Origin of the sequence: Bradyrhizobium sp. (assembly GCF_049519115.1) — a bacterium.
In the GTDB taxonomy this organism is placed as follows: domain Bacteria; phylum Pseudomonadota; class Alphaproteobacteria; order Rhizobiales; family Xanthobacteraceae; genus Bradyrhizobium.
In genome coordinates this window covers 1-17,818 of the sequence record NZ_JBEKRB010000075.1, presented here as the reverse complement: position 1 = coordinate 17,818, position 17,818 = coordinate 1, and the positions used below count along the sequence as shown (strand labels likewise).

General features: G+C 61.3%; 19 protein-coding genes, 1 tRNA gene and 1 pseudogene. 12 read left to right on the top strand and 9 right to left on the bottom strand.

Going from position 1 to position 17,818, the window contains the following annotated elements; all coding sequences use genetic code 11:
* Nucleotides 1-174: 174 nt before the first annotated feature.
* The 5 genes from ABSE61_RS32300 to ABSE61_RS32280 form a co-directional block, all read right to left on the bottom strand.
* Nucleotides 175-486, bottom strand: a complete 312-nt coding sequence (locus ABSE61_RS32300) for a hypothetical protein (protein ID WP_423875227.1) — start codon at nucleotides 484-486, stop codon at nucleotides 175-177.
* Between the two features lie 130 nt (nucleotides 487-616).
* Nucleotides 617-1,474, bottom strand: coding sequence for a class II aldolase/adducin family protein (locus ABSE61_RS32295; protein ID WP_423875226.1), 858 nt, complete (start codon nucleotides 1,472-1,474; stop codon nucleotides 617-619).
* Nucleotides 1,475-1,500: 26 nt separating this feature from the next.
* Entirely contained in the window at nucleotides 1,501-1,800 is a 300-nt protein-coding gene (locus ABSE61_RS32290; protein ID WP_423875225.1) for an acylphosphatase, read from the bottom strand.
* Nucleotides 1,797-2,663: an isocitrate lyase/PEP mutase family protein gene (locus tag ABSE61_RS32285; RefSeq protein ID WP_423875224.1), complete on the bottom strand. Its 867-nt coding sequence runs from the start codon at nucleotides 2,661-2,663 to the stop codon at nucleotides 1,797-1,799. The genes ABSE61_RS32290 and ABSE61_RS32285 overlap by 4 nt, the downstream gene beginning before the upstream one ends.
* A gap of 18 nt (nucleotides 2,664-2,681) precedes the next feature.
* The gene (locus tag ABSE61_RS32280) at nucleotides 2,682-4,694 is read right to left on the bottom strand and encodes an acetyl-CoA carboxylase biotin carboxylase subunit (RefSeq protein ID WP_423875223.1); all 2,013 of its coding nucleotides are present in this window, start codon (nucleotides 4,692-4,694) and stop codon (nucleotides 2,682-2,684) included.
* 252 nt (nucleotides 4,695-4,946) lie between these two features.
* Between ABSE61_RS32280 and ABSE61_RS32275 the strand changes: the two genes are divergently transcribed.
* From ABSE61_RS32275 to ABSE61_RS32260, 4 genes are all read left to right on the top strand, one after another.
* Nucleotides 4,947-5,648, top strand: coding sequence for an MgtC/SapB family protein (locus tag ABSE61_RS32275; protein ID WP_423875222.1), 702 nt, complete (start codon nucleotides 4,947-4,949; stop codon nucleotides 5,646-5,648).
* 103 nt (nucleotides 5,649-5,751) lie between these two features.
* Nucleotides 5,752-6,504, top strand: coding sequence for a thermonuclease family protein (locus tag ABSE61_RS32270; protein ID WP_423875221.1), 753 nt, complete (start codon nucleotides 5,752-5,754; stop codon nucleotides 6,502-6,504).
* A gap of 97 nt (nucleotides 6,505-6,601) precedes the next feature.
* A complete protein-coding gene (locus ABSE61_RS32265; protein WP_423875220.1) occupies nucleotides 6,602-6,973 on the top strand; it encodes a Crp/Fnr family transcriptional regulator in 372 nt (123 codons plus the stop codon).
* 106 nt (nucleotides 6,974-7,079) lie between these two features.
* Nucleotides 7,080-8,939, top strand: coding sequence for an alkaline phosphatase family protein (locus tag ABSE61_RS32260; protein ID WP_423875219.1), 1,860 nt, complete (start codon nucleotides 7,080-7,082; stop codon nucleotides 8,937-8,939).
* Between the two features lie 33 nt (nucleotides 8,940-8,972).
* Here ABSE61_RS32260 and ABSE61_RS32255 read toward each other — a convergent pair whose 3' ends face one another.
* A complete protein-coding gene (locus ABSE61_RS32255) occupies nucleotides 8,973-9,551 on the bottom strand; it encodes a hypothetical protein (protein WP_423875218.1) in 579 nt (192 codons plus the stop codon).
* A gap of 551 nt (nucleotides 9,552-10,102) precedes the next feature.
* Between ABSE61_RS32255 and ABSE61_RS32250 the strand changes: the two genes are divergently transcribed.
* Nucleotides 10,103-10,762, top strand: coding sequence for a peroxiredoxin (locus ABSE61_RS32250; protein WP_423875217.1), 660 nt, complete (start codon nucleotides 10,103-10,105; stop codon nucleotides 10,760-10,762).
* A gap of 320 nt (nucleotides 10,763-11,082) precedes the next feature.
* On the opposite strand, the gene ABSE61_RS32245 is transcribed toward ABSE61_RS32250, so the two are convergent.
* On the bottom strand, nucleotides 11,083-11,484 hold the full coding sequence (locus ABSE61_RS32245) for a DUF2177 family protein (RefSeq protein ID WP_423875216.1): 402 nt from the start codon (nucleotides 11,482-11,484) through the stop codon (nucleotides 11,083-11,085).
* Between the two features lie 107 nt (nucleotides 11,485-11,591).
* Between ABSE61_RS32245 and ABSE61_RS32240 the strand changes: the two genes are divergently transcribed.
* Nucleotides 11,592-13,049 (top strand): cryptochrome/photolyase family protein, encoded by a 1,458-nt coding sequence (locus ABSE61_RS32240; RefSeq protein ID WP_423875215.1) that lies wholly within the window; start codon nucleotides 11,592-11,594, stop codon nucleotides 13,047-13,049.
* A 14-nt stretch (nucleotides 13,050-13,063) separates the two neighbouring features.
* On the opposite strand, the pseudogene ABSE61_RS32235 reads toward ABSE61_RS32240, so the two are convergent.
* Nucleotides 13,064-13,931 (bottom strand): annotated as a pseudogene (locus ABSE61_RS32235) (DMT family transporter).
* A 103-nt stretch (nucleotides 13,932-14,034) separates the two neighbouring features.
* Here ABSE61_RS32235 and ABSE61_RS32230 point away from each other — a divergent pair.
* From ABSE61_RS32230 to ABSE61_RS32220, 3 genes are read left to right on the top strand one after another with little or no spacing between them, the layout of a single operon-like run.
* A complete protein-coding gene (locus tag ABSE61_RS32230) occupies nucleotides 14,035-15,162 on the top strand; it encodes an S-(hydroxymethyl)glutathione dehydrogenase/class III alcohol dehydrogenase (RefSeq protein ID WP_423875214.1) in 1,128 nt (375 codons plus the stop codon).
* A 16-nt stretch (nucleotides 15,163-15,178) separates the two neighbouring features.
* Nucleotides 15,179-15,742 (top strand): PhzF family phenazine biosynthesis protein, encoded by a 564-nt coding sequence (locus tag ABSE61_RS32225; RefSeq protein WP_423875213.1) that lies wholly within the window; start codon nucleotides 15,179-15,181, stop codon nucleotides 15,740-15,742.
* Nucleotides 15,711-16,085, top strand: a complete 375-nt coding sequence (locus tag ABSE61_RS32220) for a PhzF family phenazine biosynthesis protein (protein ID WP_423875212.1) — start codon at nucleotides 15,711-15,713, stop codon at nucleotides 16,083-16,085. The genes ABSE61_RS32225 and ABSE61_RS32220 overlap by 32 nt, the downstream gene beginning before the upstream one ends.
* A 21-nt stretch (nucleotides 16,086-16,106) precedes the next feature.
* Here the strand turns inward: ABSE61_RS32220 and ABSE61_RS32215 are convergent, their stop codons facing one another.
* Nucleotides 16,107-16,556, bottom strand: a complete 450-nt coding sequence (locus tag ABSE61_RS32215) for a hypothetical protein (protein ID WP_423875211.1) — start codon at nucleotides 16,554-16,556, stop codon at nucleotides 16,107-16,109.
* A 241-nt stretch (nucleotides 16,557-16,797) separates the two neighbouring features.
* Between ABSE61_RS32215 and ABSE61_RS32210 the strand changes: the two genes are divergently transcribed.
* From ABSE61_RS32210 to ABSE61_RS32200, 3 genes are all read left to right on the top strand, one after another.
* Nucleotides 16,798-17,055 (top strand): hypothetical protein, encoded by a 258-nt coding sequence (locus ABSE61_RS32210; protein ID WP_423875210.1) that lies wholly within the window; start codon nucleotides 16,798-16,800, stop codon nucleotides 17,053-17,055.
* An 88-nt stretch (nucleotides 17,056-17,143) separates the two neighbouring features.
* Nucleotides 17,144-17,220 (top strand) — tRNA-Arg (locus ABSE61_RS32205).
* A 257-nt stretch (nucleotides 17,221-17,477) separates the two neighbouring features.
* Complete coding sequence (locus tag ABSE61_RS32200) at nucleotides 17,478-17,804, top strand: hypothetical protein (RefSeq protein ID WP_423875209.1); 327 nt, start codon at nucleotides 17,478-17,480, stop codon at nucleotides 17,802-17,804.
* The last annotated feature ends 14 nt before the right edge of the window (nucleotides 17,805-17,818 follow it).

Genomic DNA, 17,818 nt, shown 5'->3' with positions numbered 1-17,818 from the left:
CACGCTTCCTCCCCACACTCGGTCGCCCTCATGCAGTTGCGCTTCACTTCGCTCGTTGTGATCAACTCACGATGGGACTTGCACCCATAAGAGTGCGCCCATGCTGGGCGCACCATGAAAAAAAGCCCCGCCGGGATGTGCGGGGCTTTTGTCTTGTTCGGATGTTCTGTCGACCTATCGGCCCGTGCCGGTTCCGGTGGAATCGACGGTCGATCCGCTCGGCGACGGATTGACCAGCGTGCTGCCGGAGGGATTGGTGGTCGCGGCACTCGGATTGCCCATTGCTCCCGGCTTCGACTGGCCCGTGGTCGCGCCAGGGGCTGAAGTCATTCCGCCGCTCTGGGACGGGCTGCCTGAGGCACCGCCGGACATGCCGCCTGTACCTGCCGCGCCGCCAGAGGCGCCTCCCGCACCGGCGGCCTGCGCCATTGCGAACGAACTTGAGAGCGCCAGCGCGCCCGCTAATGCCATTGTAGTGAATTTCATGGGTTATTCCCTTGCTGTTATGCGCGGGGATAACCCGAGAGGCACGCGTGATGTTCCCTCACCTCTTGATGAACAAGACGTGTGAAATAGCTTACGAAAGATTCGATCACGCCTCACCTCGCTCGCGAAACTATTTGGCAAGCGAAGGCAAAACCTTCACCCGCCACAAGTTCCAGATCCGATCCATCACGGCAAAATTGGTTTGGTCGGCTTTCACGCCCTCGCCCGGCGTCAGGTAATTTGGTTCCCCGCCAAGCGCGAGCGCCTGCGCCTGAAGCCTGGCGTTGACGTCAGTGTAATAGGCCCGGAACACGGCCATCTTGGTCGTCGGCCCGACCGCAACATCGCCATGACCGCGCATCAGGACCACCGGCTTGTCACCGAGCGTTTCGGCCAGCGATTTGCCAAGCGCGGCGTTGGCAACCAGCATGCTGGTCTCGCCAAAGTCCTTCCGGATATCCCATACCGGCACGCCGACGGCGAGGAACGCCGGATTATGAAACATTGCGCGCAACGGCACTTTGCTGACTGAAAACGGAATGACGCCGGGCGAGTGGGTATGCACCACCGACATCACGTCGGGACGCGCTTTATAGATCTCGCTGTGGATGAAACGCTCCAGAAACACGGCGCGGCCGCGCGCGTCCACCGGGTTGCCGTCGAGATCGAACTCCATGATGTCGTCGGCGGTGACGAGCGCGGGCGCCAGCGAACGCGACATCAGGAAGTGGTTCGGATTGGTGGGATGGCGCGCGCTGACGTGACCGAAGCCGTCGACCACACCGAAATCAGCCAGGATGCGGCTGCCGACAACGATATCCTCGAGTAGGGCCGGATCGACGCCCGGAAGTGAAGCCGACGGCATCTGCGCCGATGCGTCGAGACGACCGGCCAGAAGCGCGACCGCAACCAGGACGCCGAGGCACGCAAACCGGCGGCTTGCGCCCCGACCAAGCCTTGTCGATCGCTCCGTGAGTTTTCTTATCATTGGATTTCCTCTTGAACGCTCAGATTTCAAATCGTCGGCAGAACCGAGAACGCCTCGCCAGCGCGCCGCAGCCCCAATTCATCCGCGTGTGCGGTCTCCTCCGCAACCTCATCAACCCGCGCCGAGGGCGGTCCATTCCGGCAGAAAGCAATCATATTTGCCACAGTATCCTCAGCCCCCTCGAACACGGCCTCGACACCGCCGTCGCGCCGGTTTCGAACCCAGCCTTGCAGGCCGAGCCGCCTCGCCTGACGGTCGACCCAGGCCCGGTAGCCCACGCCTTGCACCCTTCCGCGGATCACGACCCGGCGGAAGGCAGTCTTCATCGCTTGACCCCGAGATACGCGGCCACGCGAGCGTTCACGTCCGCCTCGCGCGTCACCTGCGCGGTCAAACCGGCCGAGGCAAGGCCGGTCAGGGCCTTCGGTGGCAGTCCTTCGTGCAACGCTTTAAGCGTTTCATAGACGGCTTTCGTCGCGGCCGAAATCGGCGCGTGGCCTTGTAGCGCGATTTTGACCCGTTGCTCCCGGAGATAAACGGAATCGGACATCGCTTCCGGCGCGCCACCGAGAATCAGTGGCAGCCGCGTCGCGGCTGATATCGCTTCGAGTTCGGACTTTGCCTTGATGCCGGTAAAAAACAGGGCATCCACGCCTGTGGCTTCGTAGGCTTTGGCGCGAAGGATGGCGTCGTCCAGCGAGGAGATGGACACAGCCCCGGTGCGTCCGACAATGACCAACGAGGGATCGCGCCGCGCATCCAGCGCCGCCTTCATCTTCCCGGTGCCCTCCTCCAGCGAAATCAGTTGGGTCTTGGTCTCGCCGTAAGCCTGGGGCAGCAGCGTGTCCTCGATGGTGAGGCCCGCGGCGCCGGCAGCTTCCAACTCCTCGATCGTGCGGCGTACATTCAGCGCGTTGCCGTAGCCATGATCGGCATCGACCAGCACCGGCAATGCCGAAGCCCGCGACATCCGCCGCATCTGTTCGGCAAGCTCGGTGAGCGTGATCAACGCAATGTCGGGATCGCCGAGCACGGCCAGCGAAGCCACTGACCCGCCGAACATGCCGAGTTCGAAGGCGAGATCCTCGGCGATCCGGATTGAGATCGCGTCATAGACCGAGCCGGACCGGATGCAGGCCGATCCCGACAGGATCGCGCGCAATGTTTCGCGGCGTTTCTGGAAGGTCATCGCAGACTTCTCTTGTTGTTAGGCGAATTCCAAAATCAGCGCGTCGACCGCCAGCGTCGCGCCAGCCGTGGCATAGATCTTCTTGATGGTGCCATCCTGCTCGGCGCGCAGCACGTTCTGCATCTTCATCGCTTCGATGACCGCGAGCGTTTCGCCCGCCTTGACCTCCTGCCCCTCGCTGACCGCAATCGAAACCACCAGGCCCGGCATCGGACACAATAACTTCTTGCCGGAATCCGACACCGTGGTCACCGGCATCAGCTTTGCTGCAGATGCCTCTGTCTCGGTGAACACCTGAATGGCGACCTCAAAGCCCTGATGCGCCAGCCGGAAACCGTTGGGAACCGGCCGCATTTGCATGGCGACTTCGACGCCATCGATCGTGCCGTGCCAGACCGGATCGCCCGGCTTCCAGGATGAGGCGACCTGGTGCGGCCCCGTGGTGCCGTCGGCGCCGATAAAGCGGATCGCAAGGTGATCGGCCTCGCGCACGATCTCAAGCGGGATTTCCTCGCGCCCGAGCCACACCGCGCGGCGGCGCTCGCGCTGCACCGGCCGCCCAATCATCTGGCCGGAAATCTGCCGCTTGCGCTCGCCGAGCACGTGGTCGATGGCAGCCGCAACCGCGGCCAGCAGCCGTGCAACTTCGTCTTCCGGCGCGCGTGCCGAGAACCCGCGCGGAAATTCCTCCGCGATGAAGCCGGTGGAAAGCTTGCCCTCGCGCCACCGTGGATGGCTCATCAGCGCCGAGAGGAAGGGAATGTTGTGTCGGATGCCGTCAATGTAAAATGAATCGAGCGCCATTGATTGCGCTTCGATCGCGGCCGCCCGCGACGGCGCATGGGTGACGAGCTTGGCGATCATCGGATCGTAATAGATCGATATTTCCCCGCCCTCCTGCACGCCGGTGTCGTTGCGAACCGTGACGCCGCCGCTCGCGCTTTCCGCCGGCGGCCGGTATTTCACCAGCCGGCCGATCGAAGGCAGGAAGTTTCGGAACGGATCTTCCGCATAGACGCGCGACTCCACCGCCCATCCGGTCAAGGTCACGTTCTTCTGCGTGAGTTTGAGCTTCTCGCCGGCGGCCACACGGATCATCTGCTCGACGAGATCGATGCCGGTGACGAGTTCGGTCACGGGATGCTCGACTTGCAAGCGCGTATTCATCTCGAGGAAGTAGAAGCTCTTGTCCTGGCCGGCGACGAATTCGACGGTGCCCGCCGAATCGTAGTTCACGGCTTTCGCAAGCGCGACCGCCTGCTCCCCCATCTTTCGCCTGGTGGTCTCGTCGAGCAGCGGTGACGGCGCCTCTTCGATGACCTTCTGGTTGCGGCGCTGGACCGAACATTCGCGCTCGCCGAGATAGATCACATTGCCATGCTTGTCGCCCAGCACCTGGATTTCGATATGGCGGGGATCGACGATGAATTTTTCGATGAAGACGCGGTCGTCGCCGAATGAAGCCTTGGCTTCGGCCTTGGCGAGGCCAAAGCCTTCGGCGACCTCGGCCTTTGAATGGGCAATCCGCATGCCCTTGCCGCCGCCGCCGGCGGAAGCCTTGATCATCACGGGATAGCCGATCTGGTCGGCGATCTTCACGGCGTGTTTGTCGTCTTCGATCACGCCGAGATGGCCGGGAACGGTCGACACCTTGGCGGCCGCGGCCCTCTTCTTGGATTCGATCTTGTCGCCCATGGCCGCGATCGCGCCGGGATTGGGACCGATGAAGACGATCCCCGCCTCGGCAAGCGCACGCGGAAAGGCCTCGCGCTCGGACAAAAATCCGTAACCGGGATGGACGGCTTCCGCGCCAGTAGAGCGGCAAGCCTCGACGATCTTGTCGATCACCAGATAGCTCTCGGCCGCGGCCGGTGGGCCGATAAAGACCGCATGGTCGGCCATTTCGACATGAAGAGCGTCGCGGTCGGCTTCCGAATAGACGGCGACCGTCTCAATCCCCATCCGGCGGGCGGTCTTGATGATGCGGCAGGCGATCTCGCCGCGGTTGGCGATCAAAATTCGTTTGAACATGTGAAGGACTGTTTGCGTTCTCCCATCCCCACGTTGGCACGCGGGGGGCTTATGTAACCATTTGTCGTACAGCAAAACCGAGCCGAGGCAACGGCTTATATGCTAGAAACCGGTGATCGAGGCGTTGCATCGCGCATACCAGTTCGACGCCGGCGAGCCCAGCGGGCGAACTGTGCGGCGCAACTTTTCCCCGGCCATAAAATTCCGTTATCGTGTCCTCCCGCCCCTGCAGGGAGCCCCCCGGAGATCACGATGTCCAACATGGAAATGCTGCTCCGTCTGGTCACCGCCGCGGCGCTGGGGAGCCTCATCGGATTCGAACGAGAGCGCCTGCTGTGGGCGGCTGGAATCCGTACCCATATGCTGGTCTGCGTCGGCTCCTGCCTGATCATGATCGTTTCCCAATATGGCTTTTCCAGCATCCTGAACGAGAAGAACGTCGTCCTCGATCCGTCGCGGATCGCAGCTCAGGTCGTCTCGGGAATCGGATTCCTCGGCGCCGGCGCTATTCTCGCCCGCGGCGAGATCGTCAAAGGCCTCACCACCGCGGCCAGCATCTGGACGGTCGCGGCCGTCGGGCTCGCGGTCGGCGGCGGGCTTTATCTGGCCGCCAGCACGTCGACCGTGATCATCCTGATCATTCTGGCCGGCATCAAGCCGCTTGAAGAAGCCTACCGATCGCGAAATCAAAGCTGCCAGCTCAAGATCGAGGTCGATAGCGGAAGCCTGACGCCCGAATTGCTGAAAGAAGCCCTTGGCCTGCGAAACGGTCAGGTCAAGCGTTTCCTGGTCGAAAACAGGAATCAGCAAGGGACCGATGATCTTTCGGTTCTCCTGAGCAAGGTTTCGTCGCACGACATTGCGACCTATCCGGACAAATTGAAAGAGCTGGACGGCGTTCGTGAAGTAACCGTCGTCAGACGGCCCAAGGACCAGCCGGCAAAACCCACCTGACGCTGACGCTTGGTGGTGCCGCGACGACAACGCCCAGAGCAATCGCCGACAAGATGTGCTAGGCGTGGGCGAGGTCACGAGCTTTCATTTACCCTGATTGATCATGCGTTGGTTCATCCCGATCCTGGCGATATTCGCCGCCAGCCCGAGCTTCGCCGCCAATTCGCTCGTGCGGGATGGCGGTACCGTCGACGTCGGTGGGGTGACCTACCGGCTCGGCGGGATCGATGTCCCCGCGCCCGACCAGCTCTGTATCGACGACCATGCCGACAGTTGGGCTTGCGGCACTGAGGCGCGCGACCAATTGACCAAGCTGATCGGCGATCGCGACGTCCGTTGCGAGGATTTAGGGCCGGACGCCGCTTATAAAAGCTGGCATCTCGGCACCTGCACCGCCGAGGGACAAACCACCAGTCTCAACCAGCTTCTGGTTCAGCATGGCTTCGCAGTGAATGTCGCCCTCGCAGGCCAGAGCCGGTTTGGCGCAGACGAAACCGACGCCAAAGCCAGCCGCCGCGGCCTCTGGAAAGGTTGTTTCATCGCTCCGCAGGATTTCCGTGCCGGGCGAAAAGACGGCGCCCTGCTCGGCGGCGCCTGCCGGAGCGACAAGGATCGTGAAATACGCGAGGTGTTGTTTCCGCTGGAGCCTTCGATGCCGTCAGGTTGCGGTATCAAGGGCAAGTATGCGCTGCGCGCCCGCGTCACCGGCAATGTCGGCATCTATCATCTTCAGGCTTGCCGCAGCTATCCGGCGCTGACTCGCCCCGATCGCTGGTTCTGTTCTGAGGACGACGCCAGGGCGGCCGGATTCCGCAAGGCCTATAACTGCCGGCCATTTAGCCGCCAGCGAAGTTAGAAAGCGCCAGTCGCAACTTGCGGTGATCTTTCTTCCCCATTCTTGCCCAGTTCCAAACCGGCTTCTAATGTGACCGCTCGATGAAAGGGGCGGCATCATGCAGCAGGATACGGGTTTTGGCGTACTAACCGGCAACGATATCGAGGCGCGAAGCTTCAAGGCCGGCAGCACCATTTTCCGCGAAGGCGACCAAGCCAGCGAGCTGTTCGTGATCAAAAGCGGACAGGTCCGGGTACAGATCGGCAACCGGACGATCAGCGAACTCGGCACTGAGAGCATTTTCGGCGAGATGGCCCTGATCGACAGCGAGCCGCGCAGCGCTACCGTAACCGCCATTACCGACGTCGAACTGGTACCGGTATCGGAAAAGCAGTTCCTGTTTCTGGTCAGCCAAACCCCTTACTTCGCGCTTAAGGTCATGCGCGTCCTCGCGCAACGGCTGAGAGTTACGAATAAAACCTTCGGCTAGCGGTAGCGCCGCAATCGGCACCTCAGCCGCCCGTAACAATTCTGTCACATGGCAAACCAATACCGGCCCGCTGGCCGGTCGTTTCGATTCTCTGGAGAATTCAAAAATGCGCCGCGCGGTGACGATGTTGTCCATCGGGTTGGTCTTGCTGTCGGCGGATACCGCCTTTTCGCAAAACAGCCGGCCGCATAACGTCATCCTGTTCGTGCCGGACGGGTTGCGCGGACGGATCGTCAGCCCGGAGACGGCGCCCACGATGGCGGAGGTGCGCGACCGCGGCGTCAACTTCAAGAACTCCCACTCGCTGTTTCCGACCTTCACCACGGCCAACGCGTCGGCGATGGCAACCGGCCATTACCTTGGCGATACCGGCGATTTCTCCAACTCGATCTATACCGGCTACCCAGTTGCCGCCGCAGGCGGAACGGTAACTCCGTTTCTCGAGGTCGACCCTGTGCTGGCCGACGTCGACGAACATTTCGGCGGCGACTATCTGAACGAAGAGACCATCCTGAAGATGGCGCGCGTGAAGGGTTTCAGTACAGCCGCACTCGGCAAGGTCGGCCCTACGCTGATTTTCGATCACACCGACAAGATCGGCACTGAGGGCATCCACTCGATCGTGATCGACGACGCCACCGGCGGCAAGAATGGCGTTCCGCTTTCCGAAGAGATGAAAGCCGCGCTCGCGAAAGCCGGCCTACCGCTGGCAACGCCTCCACGCGGCGACAACGGCAAGGTCGGCGATGCCAAGACGCCTGGCACGCTGGTCCCCAACACCGCGCAGCAGGCCTATTTCGTCGACGTCGCCACCAAGGTGCTGCTGCCGATGTTCAAGGCCCGCAACAAGCCGTTCGTGCTGGTGTTCTGGTCACGCGATCCCGACGGCAGCCAGCACAACCATGGCGACAGCCTCAACACGGTGACGCCGGGCATCAACGGGCCAACGTCCCTCGCCGGCGTCAAGAATGCCGACAACAACCTCGCCGCGTTGCGCAAAGCCCTCGACGAGCTCGGCTTGGCCTCCGACACCAACATCCTGATCGCTTCGGATCATGGCTTCTCGACGATCTCCAAGGAGAGCAAGACCAGTCCCGCAGCGAAGGTCTCCTACGACGATACGCCGAAGGATTTCCTGCCGATGGGCTTTCTGGCGCTCGATCTGGCGAAAGCGCTCGACTTGCCGCTGTTCGATCCCAACGACAACAACGCCAAAGTCGCGGACGGCGCGCATCCCAAAGCCGGCAACGGCCTGCTGGGCCAGGATCCCTCAAAGCCTGACCTTGTGGTCGCCACCAATGGCGGATCGGACCTGATCTATCTGCCCAAGGGTGATAAGGGTGACAAGAAACTGGCGGATCGAACCGTCAAGGCGCTGCTCGATCAGGATTATGTCAGCGGAATATTTGTCGACGACAAGCTCGGACGTTTCCCCGGCACCCTGCCGCTGTCGCAGGTCAATTTGAAGGGCAAGGCGGTAACGCCCACGCCCTCGATCGTGGTCAATTTCCGCTCCTATGTGGAAGGGTGCGGCGAACCCACCAACTGTTCCGTCGAGATTGCCGATACGGTGTTGCGCCAGGGCCAGGGCATGCACGGCAGCTTCGGCCGAGGCGACACCATGAACTTCATGGCGGCGATCGGACCGGACTTCAAGGCCGGTTACGTCGATCCGCTGCCGGTCAACAACGCCGATATCGGCATGACCATCGCCCAGCTGATCGGCCTGCATCCCGTCAATAATGGCGGCCTGACCGGCCGCGTGATGTCGGAGGCGCTGCCCAACGGCATCGTGCTTAAATCAGCCGACGGCACCATCACCTCCAAACCGGCGGCGAACGGGTTGCAGACCGTGGTCAAATTCCAGCGCGTGCTCTCGCAGCGCTATTTCGACGTCGCCGGCTTTCCGGGCCGCACGGTTGGTCTTGATGCCGACGCCGGAAAACAAAAAACGGCGGGGAAATAACCCCGCCGTTTGATCCAGAAAACTATTCCGAAGTTACATTCCGATGTCGAACATGTTCGGCAGCTGCGCCAGCGGCAACGCGACGCCGACGATCGTGGCGACCAAGGCCGCCAGCGTTCGGTTGCGGCGCCGGTTGCCGCGCATCTGGGTCGCGATCCAGTTGAGCACTTCGACATCGACATTGGCGGCATGAGCGGGCGCCCAGCTCTCGATCGCCGTTTCCGGCGAGAGCGCAACAGTGCGCGGCGGCACCGGCAGCCCCGAAACGGAAGCCGCATGATGGACGACAGCCTTGGCGATCAGGTCGTCGAAACGGCCCGCGTCGCTGCGCTCGGTGGCGGCACCGTCGATCTCGAACAGAGCCTCGGCTTCCGCCCGGCTGACCGGTTGATGCGCGACCGCGGAGGCCGTCAGGATGCGTTCGCACCAAGCGACGTCGTCGGCGTCCAGTTCACGGGAGAAATGCACACGGCCCTTGGTGGTCGGGCCTTCGCCGGTAATGACGCCGTCGCGAACGATGGTCAGCGCGTGGGCGGCGGTGTCGCGGCAGGATATCTTGGAAGGTTCAAGGGCAGAGGCAGTTTCGGCCGAGGAGGCCAAGGGGGCAGACATTGGAGTTGCTCTTTTCAGTTCTAAGTTTTTCAGCTCTAGGCTTCTTGTTTTCTAGTGCCCACTTTCCGAAGTTCGTAAGGCGCCGCCGCTACTTCTGCGACGAACTTCGGAAAGTTTAAGGGCACTAGCCAGTTTATGGTTCTAGTACCGCATTCGATCTGAAGTCCCTGTATGGACTCGCCGCTTGTACCGCAGGGACTTCAGATCGGCGGTACTAGCGCCCAGCATTTCCTGCGGGCGTAAATGAGTGGTTAATGATTCGAAACCCGCTCGATTCAGGTTTAACAGAGTTGCTAATTTGTCGCTGTGATGTCCTGACGGGTTCACCGGTGGCGCCTGATTGCGGCACTTGAGCGGCAAGATCCGGGCAACGGTATCCGGCTCCTGAGATCGAGATCATTTCCAAGCTGGGGTTGTTATCAAAAGAAGATGCTAGGCGCGAGCCGGCAAAGAGAACAAACTGCCCTTTTTACCGGCAGTCATTCACTTGACGGATGCTGGCTCCTATACTGCGCCGTGGAAGTTATCCCCAGCATGAACGAGGTCGACCTATGGCACTGCAAATTGGCGCCGTGGCCCCGGATTTCGAGGCCCAAACCACTGAAGGCAAAATCAAATTTCACGACTGGATCGGCAATAGCTGGGCTTTGCTGTTCTCGCATCCGAAGGATTTCACGCCGGTCTGCACGACCGAACTCGGTGCGCTCGCAAAACTGAAGCCGGAATTCGACAAACGCGGCGTCAAACTGATCGGCCTTTCCGTCGATCCCGTCGACAAGCACACCAAATGGTCGGAGGACATCCGCGAGACACAAGGCGCTGCGCCGAACTATCCGATGATCGGCGACACCGATTTCAACGTCTCCAAGCTCTACGACATGCTGCCGGCCTCAACTTCGGGCGATGTCGGCACCCGCACCGCGGCCGACAACCAGACCGTCCGCAATGTTTTCATCATCGGTCCCGACAAGAAGATCAAGCTGGTGCTGGTCTATCCGATGACCACGGGCCGCAACTTCCAGGAAATATTGCGCGTCATCGATTCTCTTCAAATGACTGCCAAGCATCGCGTCGCGACGCCTGCCGACTGGAAACAGGGCGATGACGTCATCATCGCGGGCTCCGTGTCCGACGACGAGGCCAAGACCATTTATCCCGGCGGATGGAAGGCGCCCAAGCCCTACATCCGGATCGTGCCGCAGCCGAAATAAGCGGCGTGGACCTGTCCCGGACGCGGCGCGGCGGATCTTTACGCCGCTCCGCAGAGCCGGGACCTCTCGAAATTCATGGACCCCGGATCAGCGGCGCACCACGCCGCGAGACGCGGTGCATTGCGCAGCATCCGGGGAATGCGCCGACGATCTCGCTCAAGCGCTCGGCGCTAGAGCTCCGATTCCAAAGTTCGCATTGTGTCGCGGCAACCTTTGATGCGAACTTCGGAATCGAAGGAGCTCTAGCAAACTTGTTTATGCTAGTGCGGCCTTGAATTTGAAGTTCCTATAGCGAATTGGCCGCAACACCGATAGGAACTTCAAATTCGCCGCACTAGCCAATTGGCGATCAGGAGTCCAACTGTGGACGATAACGCGGTCACAAACGTCCCCCAGGACACGTCGAGCATGACCACCGGCCAAGTCCAGTGTTTCAGGAGCGACAGCGATGTTAGCTCAAACGTCGCATAACAGAAAAACCCGAACAGCGCGCCATAGAGCAATGCCGATTGCCAGGTCGCGCTCGCCGGCCCGCTGACGAAGACGACTACTCCCACGACATACAGCAAATAGAACAGGACCGCGGGCGCGAGCCTGATCTCGCCCAGCATGTCGCCGACCTGCGAAGTGAGAAACCCCTTGGCGACGATGCCCAGAAAAAGGAAATCCACCGGGATCAGGACAATCAATGTCGCCAGATAAAGAACGGCATACCGCTGCACGACAAGCTCCGCGTTCCCAGCCTTGCCTTACTGTAGTACGCATCAGAGAGGGCCAGGTTTCAATATTTGCGATGGACCCAGCACGCTTCAGATGAGTTGACGTCTCGATGGCTGATCGATCCGACGCTCCCTGCATTGTTTGGTTTCGCGACGATCTCCGTCTTTCCGACCATACCGCTTTGCATGCAGCCGCCAGAACCGGCCGGCCGGTGATTTGTCTCTATGTCTTCGACGAAACCTTACGTCAGCCCGGCGCGCGCGCAATCGGCGGCGCGGCGCGCTGGTGGCTGGCGCAATCGCTGCGCGCCTTAAACAAAGGCCTCGCCACGCTCGGCGTGCCGCTGCTGCTGCGCAAGGGATCCGCGGCCACGATCATCCCGAAACTTGCAGGCGAAAGCGGCGCAGGCGCCGTGTTCTGGAATACGATTGCGCAGGCGCCGCATCTCGCCACGGAACGCGACCTCACCGCGGCGCTGTGCGATCTCGGTAACGAGGCGCAAGCGTTTGCCGGCGATCTGCTGGCCACGCCGGAGAACGTGCGGACCAAGGAAGGCCGGGGCTTGCGGGTATTCACGCCGTTCTGGCGGCGCGTACAGGCGATGGGCGCCCCGCCAAGCCCCCTGCCCGCCCCGACCCATTTGCGCGCAGGACCAAGTCTGACCGGCGAAACGCTCGAAAGCCTGCGGCTCGAGCCGACGCGGCCCGACTGGGCCGGCGGCCTGCGCGACACCTGGACACCGGGCGAAAGCGCCGCCCAAATGCGGCTCAAGGATTTTCTCGGCCATCGCCTGTCGGGCTACACCGGAGATCGCGACCGGCCCGATCGCGACGGCACCTCCGGCCTTTCGCCGCATTTGCGCTTCGGCGAGGTTAGTCCGTGCCAAATCTGGCATGCCACGCATTTTGCCGCCGCCGAGCATCCTGCGCAGGCCAGCGATGCCGACAAGTTCTTGAGTGAGCTCGGCTGGCGCGAGTTCTGCCGGCATCTGTTGTTCGACGTACCCGATCTCGACACCCGCAATTTGCAGCCGTCGTTCGATGCCTTTCCGTGGCGACACGATGAGGTAGCGCTCGCCGCCTGGCAGCGCGGGCAAACCGGTTACCCCATCGTCGATGCCGGCATGCGCCAGCTATGGCATACCGGCGTCATGCACAACCGGGTGCGGATGGTGGTGGCCTCGTTCCTGGTCAAGCATCTCCTGATCGACTGGCGCGCGGGCGAGAAATGGTTCTGGGATACGCTGGTCGACGCCGACGCCGGCAGCAATCCCGCCAACTGGCAGTGGGTCGCGGGCTCCGGCGCCGATGCCGCGCCCTACTTCCGCGTTTTCAATCCGATGCTTCAGGGCGAAAAATTCGATCCCGACGGTAGCTATGTGCGGCGATGGGTGCCCGAGTTGGCTGGGTTGCCGAAAAAGCTGATCCACCAGCCGTGGGAAGCTGCGCCGCTTGAACTCGCCGGGGCTGGCGTCACCCTGGGAAAAACCTATCCGCACCCGATCGTCGATCACCGCAAGGGCCGCGAACGCGCGCTGAAGGCCTATGAAAAGGTTCGCGCACGTTGAAGCGTCGCTCCCGGTTAGAATTGGGCCACTAGAAAAACGGCGGCCGCGCAGGCAATCATTCCGGCGATCGCGACCGCATCGAGTTTTTCGCCGAACTGCACATAGGCCATCAGAGCGGTGACGGCGGGAACCAGATAAAGCAGGCTTGCCACCGACGTCGCGGCGTGACGGCGGATCAGCCAGTACAACAATCCGATCGAGCCGATCGAGAGCATCACCGCCAGCCAGACGATGGACACGATGAATTCGCCGGTCCAATGCACGATGCGATCTTCGAACAGGAGCGCGCCGGCCGCGAAAAGACCATGACGGCGACATATTGAAGAGATTGCCGGCTCGCCAGTCGATGTCGCGGCAATAACGCCGCTGGTAGAGCGTACCTAAGGTGATGCTCACCAGCGATACGCCGGAGGAGAACCAGCCCCAGCCCGCTTCGCCGCTCATGGGCCGTTCGTGCAGGATCAGCGCAACGCCCGCGAGTCCAAGCAGAAGCCCGCCCCATTGCAGCGGCGTGACGCGCTCGCCCAACCAGCGATTGGCCAATGTCGAAGTCAGGATAGGCTGCAAGCCCGGGATCAGTGCCGAAAGGCCAGCCGGAATCGAAAGCGAAATCGCGACCGCCGTGCCACCGAGATAAAATCCGTGAACCAGAATTCCTGCCACGATGCTGTGGCCGATGCCGGTGAGACCGGGCCATCGCGGCCTTGCAAAGACGACCATGACCGCCATGATCGCCACCACGACCGTCATGCGGATCGCGAGAGAAGTCAGCGGCTCGGCGCTGCGCAACATGTATTTGGTGGCGACAAAGCCGGTGCTCCAGAGCACGACGAAAATCGCCGGCGCCGCACGCGCGGCCAATTGATCAAGGTCTTTAGTCATTTGCCGCCGTCAGTGCCCGAACATATGCTATCGGGCAATCGCGAAAACTCACTTGGCGGCTCGTCCGCTATCGCATAGCAAGGACCAGGAACGAGGAACACCCATGGAAGTTCGTGCCGCCGTCGCCGTCAAACCCGGCCAGCCCCTTGAGATCACGACGGTTCGGCTCGATGGGCCGCGCGACGGCGAGGTTCTGGTCGAGATCAAGGCGACCGGCGTTTGCCACACCGACGAATTCACGCTGTCGGGTGCCGATCCCGAAGGGCTGTTTCCGGCCATTCTCGGCCATGAGGGCGCGGGCATCGTGGTCGATGTCGGGCGCAGCGTGACCAGCGTGCAAAAAGGCGATCACGTCATTCCGCTTTACACGCCGGAGTGCCGGCAGTGTCCCTCCTGCCTGTCGCGCAAGACCAATCTCTGCACCGCGATCCGCGCCACCCAGGGCCAGGGCCTGATGCCCGACGGCACCTCGCGCTTCTCGCTTGGCGGCACGCCGGTGCATCACTACATGGGCACCTCGACGTTTGCGAACTACACCGTGCTGCCGGAAATCGCGGTGGCGAAAATCCGCAAAGACGCCCCCTTCGACAAGGTTTGCTACATCGGCTGTGGGGTCACGACCGGCATCGGCGCGGTCATCAACACCGCCAAGGTCGAGCAAGGCGCCAAGGCGATCGTGTTCGGCCTAGGCGGCATCGGGCTCAACGTGTTGCAGGGCTTGCGGTTGGCTGGCGCCGACATGATCATCGGCGTCGACATCAACAACGACCGCAAGGCCTGGGGCGAACGCTTCGGGATGACGCATTTCGTCAACCCGAAGGAACTCGGCAAGGATCTTGTCCCTCACCTCGTCGACATGACCAAGTCAGGCGCCGACCAGATCGGCGGAGCCGATTACACCTTCGACTGCACCGGCAATGTCACCGTGATGCGGCAGGCGTTGGAATCCTGCCATCGCGGCTGGGGTCAATCGATCGTCATCGGCGTTGCGCCCTCAGGTGCCGAGATCGCGACACGGCCATTCCAGCTCGTCACGGGGCGGGTGTGGAAAGGCACGGCGTTCGGCGGCGCGCGCGGCCGCACGGATGTACCGAAAATCGTCGACTGGTATATGCAGGGCAAGATCCAGATCGACCCGATGATCACGCATGTGATGCCGCTCGACCAGATCAATCACGCCTTCGACCTGATGCACCGCGGCGAATCCATCCGCAGCGTCGTGACATTCTAGATATTCGCTAGACCCAATGAAACTGAACTTCGTCACTGTCGACGTCTTCACCGGCACGCAATTCTCTGGCAATCCGCTTGGCGTCGTTCTCAACGCGGAAAGTTTGTCGGGCGGGCAGATGCAGGCGATTGCCACCGAGTTCAATCTCGCGGAAACGACCTTCGTGCTGCCGCCGACGGATCCCGCCCATACCGCCGAGGTCCGGATTTTCACGCCACGCTACGAGATGCCGTTTGCCGGCCACCCCAATGTCGGCACCGCATTTGCGCTGGCCCGCGCAGGCCAAAGCCATGGCCGCACCATCGACGGGGAGCGCGTCGTGTTCGAGGAGAAGGCCGGCCTCGTTCCGATCGCTATTCTGAAGGACGGCCCGACGGTGATCGGGGCCCGTCTCGCCTCGCCGCAGCCTCTCGCGGTCGGCGCCGAAGTATCGCCCGAGTTGATCGCATCGGCCTGCTCGCTATCGGTGGACGACATCGAAACGCGGCACCACCGGCCTTGCATCGCCTCCTGCGGCGCGCCGTTCATCCTCGCTGAGCTAAAGAGCCGTGAAAAACTTAGCGCGGCGCGCGCGGGCTGAGGTTTTCGAACGCGAGATCGCGAAGCTGCCGGTGACGAGCCTCTTCATTTACACCCAAGTGTCTGAAAGCGATCTCGACATTCGCGCGCGGATGTTCGCGCCGCATCACGGCATTCCCGAAGACCCCGCAACCGGCAGCGCGAATGTGGCGCTGATCGGGCTTCTGGCGAGCCTGCGGCCCGAGCGAGACTTGCAGATGTCAAAGACGATCGCGCAAGGCGTCGAGATGGGCCGGCCCAGTCTCCTCCAAGCTGAGGCAGAAAAGAAAGACGGCGTCGTGACAGCGACCATGATCGGCGGGCGCTGCGTGCCCGTGATGTCGGGGACGATCGATCTGATATGAAGGCCTCGCCGATATTGGCGCTCACCACTCGTCCGGACAGGGATCGACGATCTTCCAAAGCTCTCCGCCATTCTTGATCTTCTTCATTTCGGTGGTGAGCCCGCCATTGCGGCGAATCCAGTCTTTCACTGTATCCGGATAATAGGACATCAGATCCGAGGTCCCCTCGGTGCTCGTGACCTTGATGCCGAAGGTGAACGCCTTGTCGTAATAGGCCTGGTGGAAACCGACGCTGGCGCGCGGCGTCACGCAAATCTTGTTCATCGGCACGATGCCGAATACCAGCGTGCAGGCGGAATTGCAGATGCCGTCGATGATCACCCGCTCGTGGTTTTCGCGGATGCGGGCGTATTTCGCCTTGTACTCTTCGACATAGCCGCCGTGGTCACGCGTGATGTGCAGATCGGCGCGCGCCGGGCTTGCGGCCAGGCACAACAGCAAGAGAGAGGCGAAAGGCGTGATGCGAAGCATGAGGCAGTCGGGCAAATCGCGGCTAGTTGCGAAAAATCGCTGATGATGCGGGATCAGAGGGCACGACTCTGGCGAGACTGTGTTTGAAAATCGTTAAGCATGCCGGAAGGGCCGAAATTCTGGCCTTCGCGACCGTTTTTTGACAGCTTTTGCAGGATTTACCGCTGTTTGCGGGATTTCTCTCTAGATGGGAGCCTGTTTTGGCCTAGAATAGACCGGTTCGCTTCCTCGGAGATTCCCTATGATTCAACCCAAGTTTGCCCTCGCCGCGGCCGCCCTGGCTGCGTTGGCCATGGTCACGAGTCCGGCGGAAGCACGCCGGCACCACCACTGGCACGGCTATGCCTATGGGTTGCCCTATCCCATCAGCTATTCGCACAATTATGGCCCGGGACCTGAACCCGGTACCTTCGCCTATTATGACGGTCCGTCGAACAGTTTTTGCATTCAGGGTGCCGCGACGTACAACGGACAGGGTGGTCGCCACCCCTGCTTCTGATCGCGTTACAGACTAGGAAGTTGCGACGTTCGGAAGAGCCGGGGCGAATGTTGGATTTCGCCTTCTGGTCTGGTAATCGGTCACGGACGCGCTCGTAGCTCAGCTGGATAGAGCATCGGATTTCGATTCCGAGGGTCGGGAGTTCGAATCTCTCCGAGCGCGCCAGCATAACGGATTGAAAACAAAGCGCTTCTTGCAGTTTCGGCTTCGTTCTATCGCCTGATTTCGTGTTGCAGGGCGCTGCAAACCAATCCCTTAGGAATCAACGTCTTACCGATCTCTACTAATCGCTCCGCGCAACACGGACGCAACACCTAGGTTGCTTTCTTGTTCTGGCGTCAACGGTAGAGAGCGCTGTCCGTTTGTCCGCGACCCGGGCGCGGGCTAGAAGATGCAATTCTTCCGAACAGCGAGAATTTGCCGTGAAGCGCCTCGAACTATTGAAACAGATGTCTTTCGGCTCCCAGATCGCCGAAGAGGAGGTTGGCGCACTGGCCGGTTACTTTGTCGAGACCAACCAATGGCAAAAAATTGCCAATGGCGAGATTGATATCGTTCGGGGCGAAAAAGGTGCCGGAAAGAGTGCTATCTACACCCTTCTCACAACGCGGGTTGATGATTTTTTTGACAAGGGGATTCTACTAGTACCTCGGCACAATGATTATGACTGGTCGATTTCGAGCCAATCTAGGATGGGGATGTGCTTGGGATCAACGAGGAGTTGGATGCTTCGGGCGACGCCGGGTTGACGGCGAATGAGGCC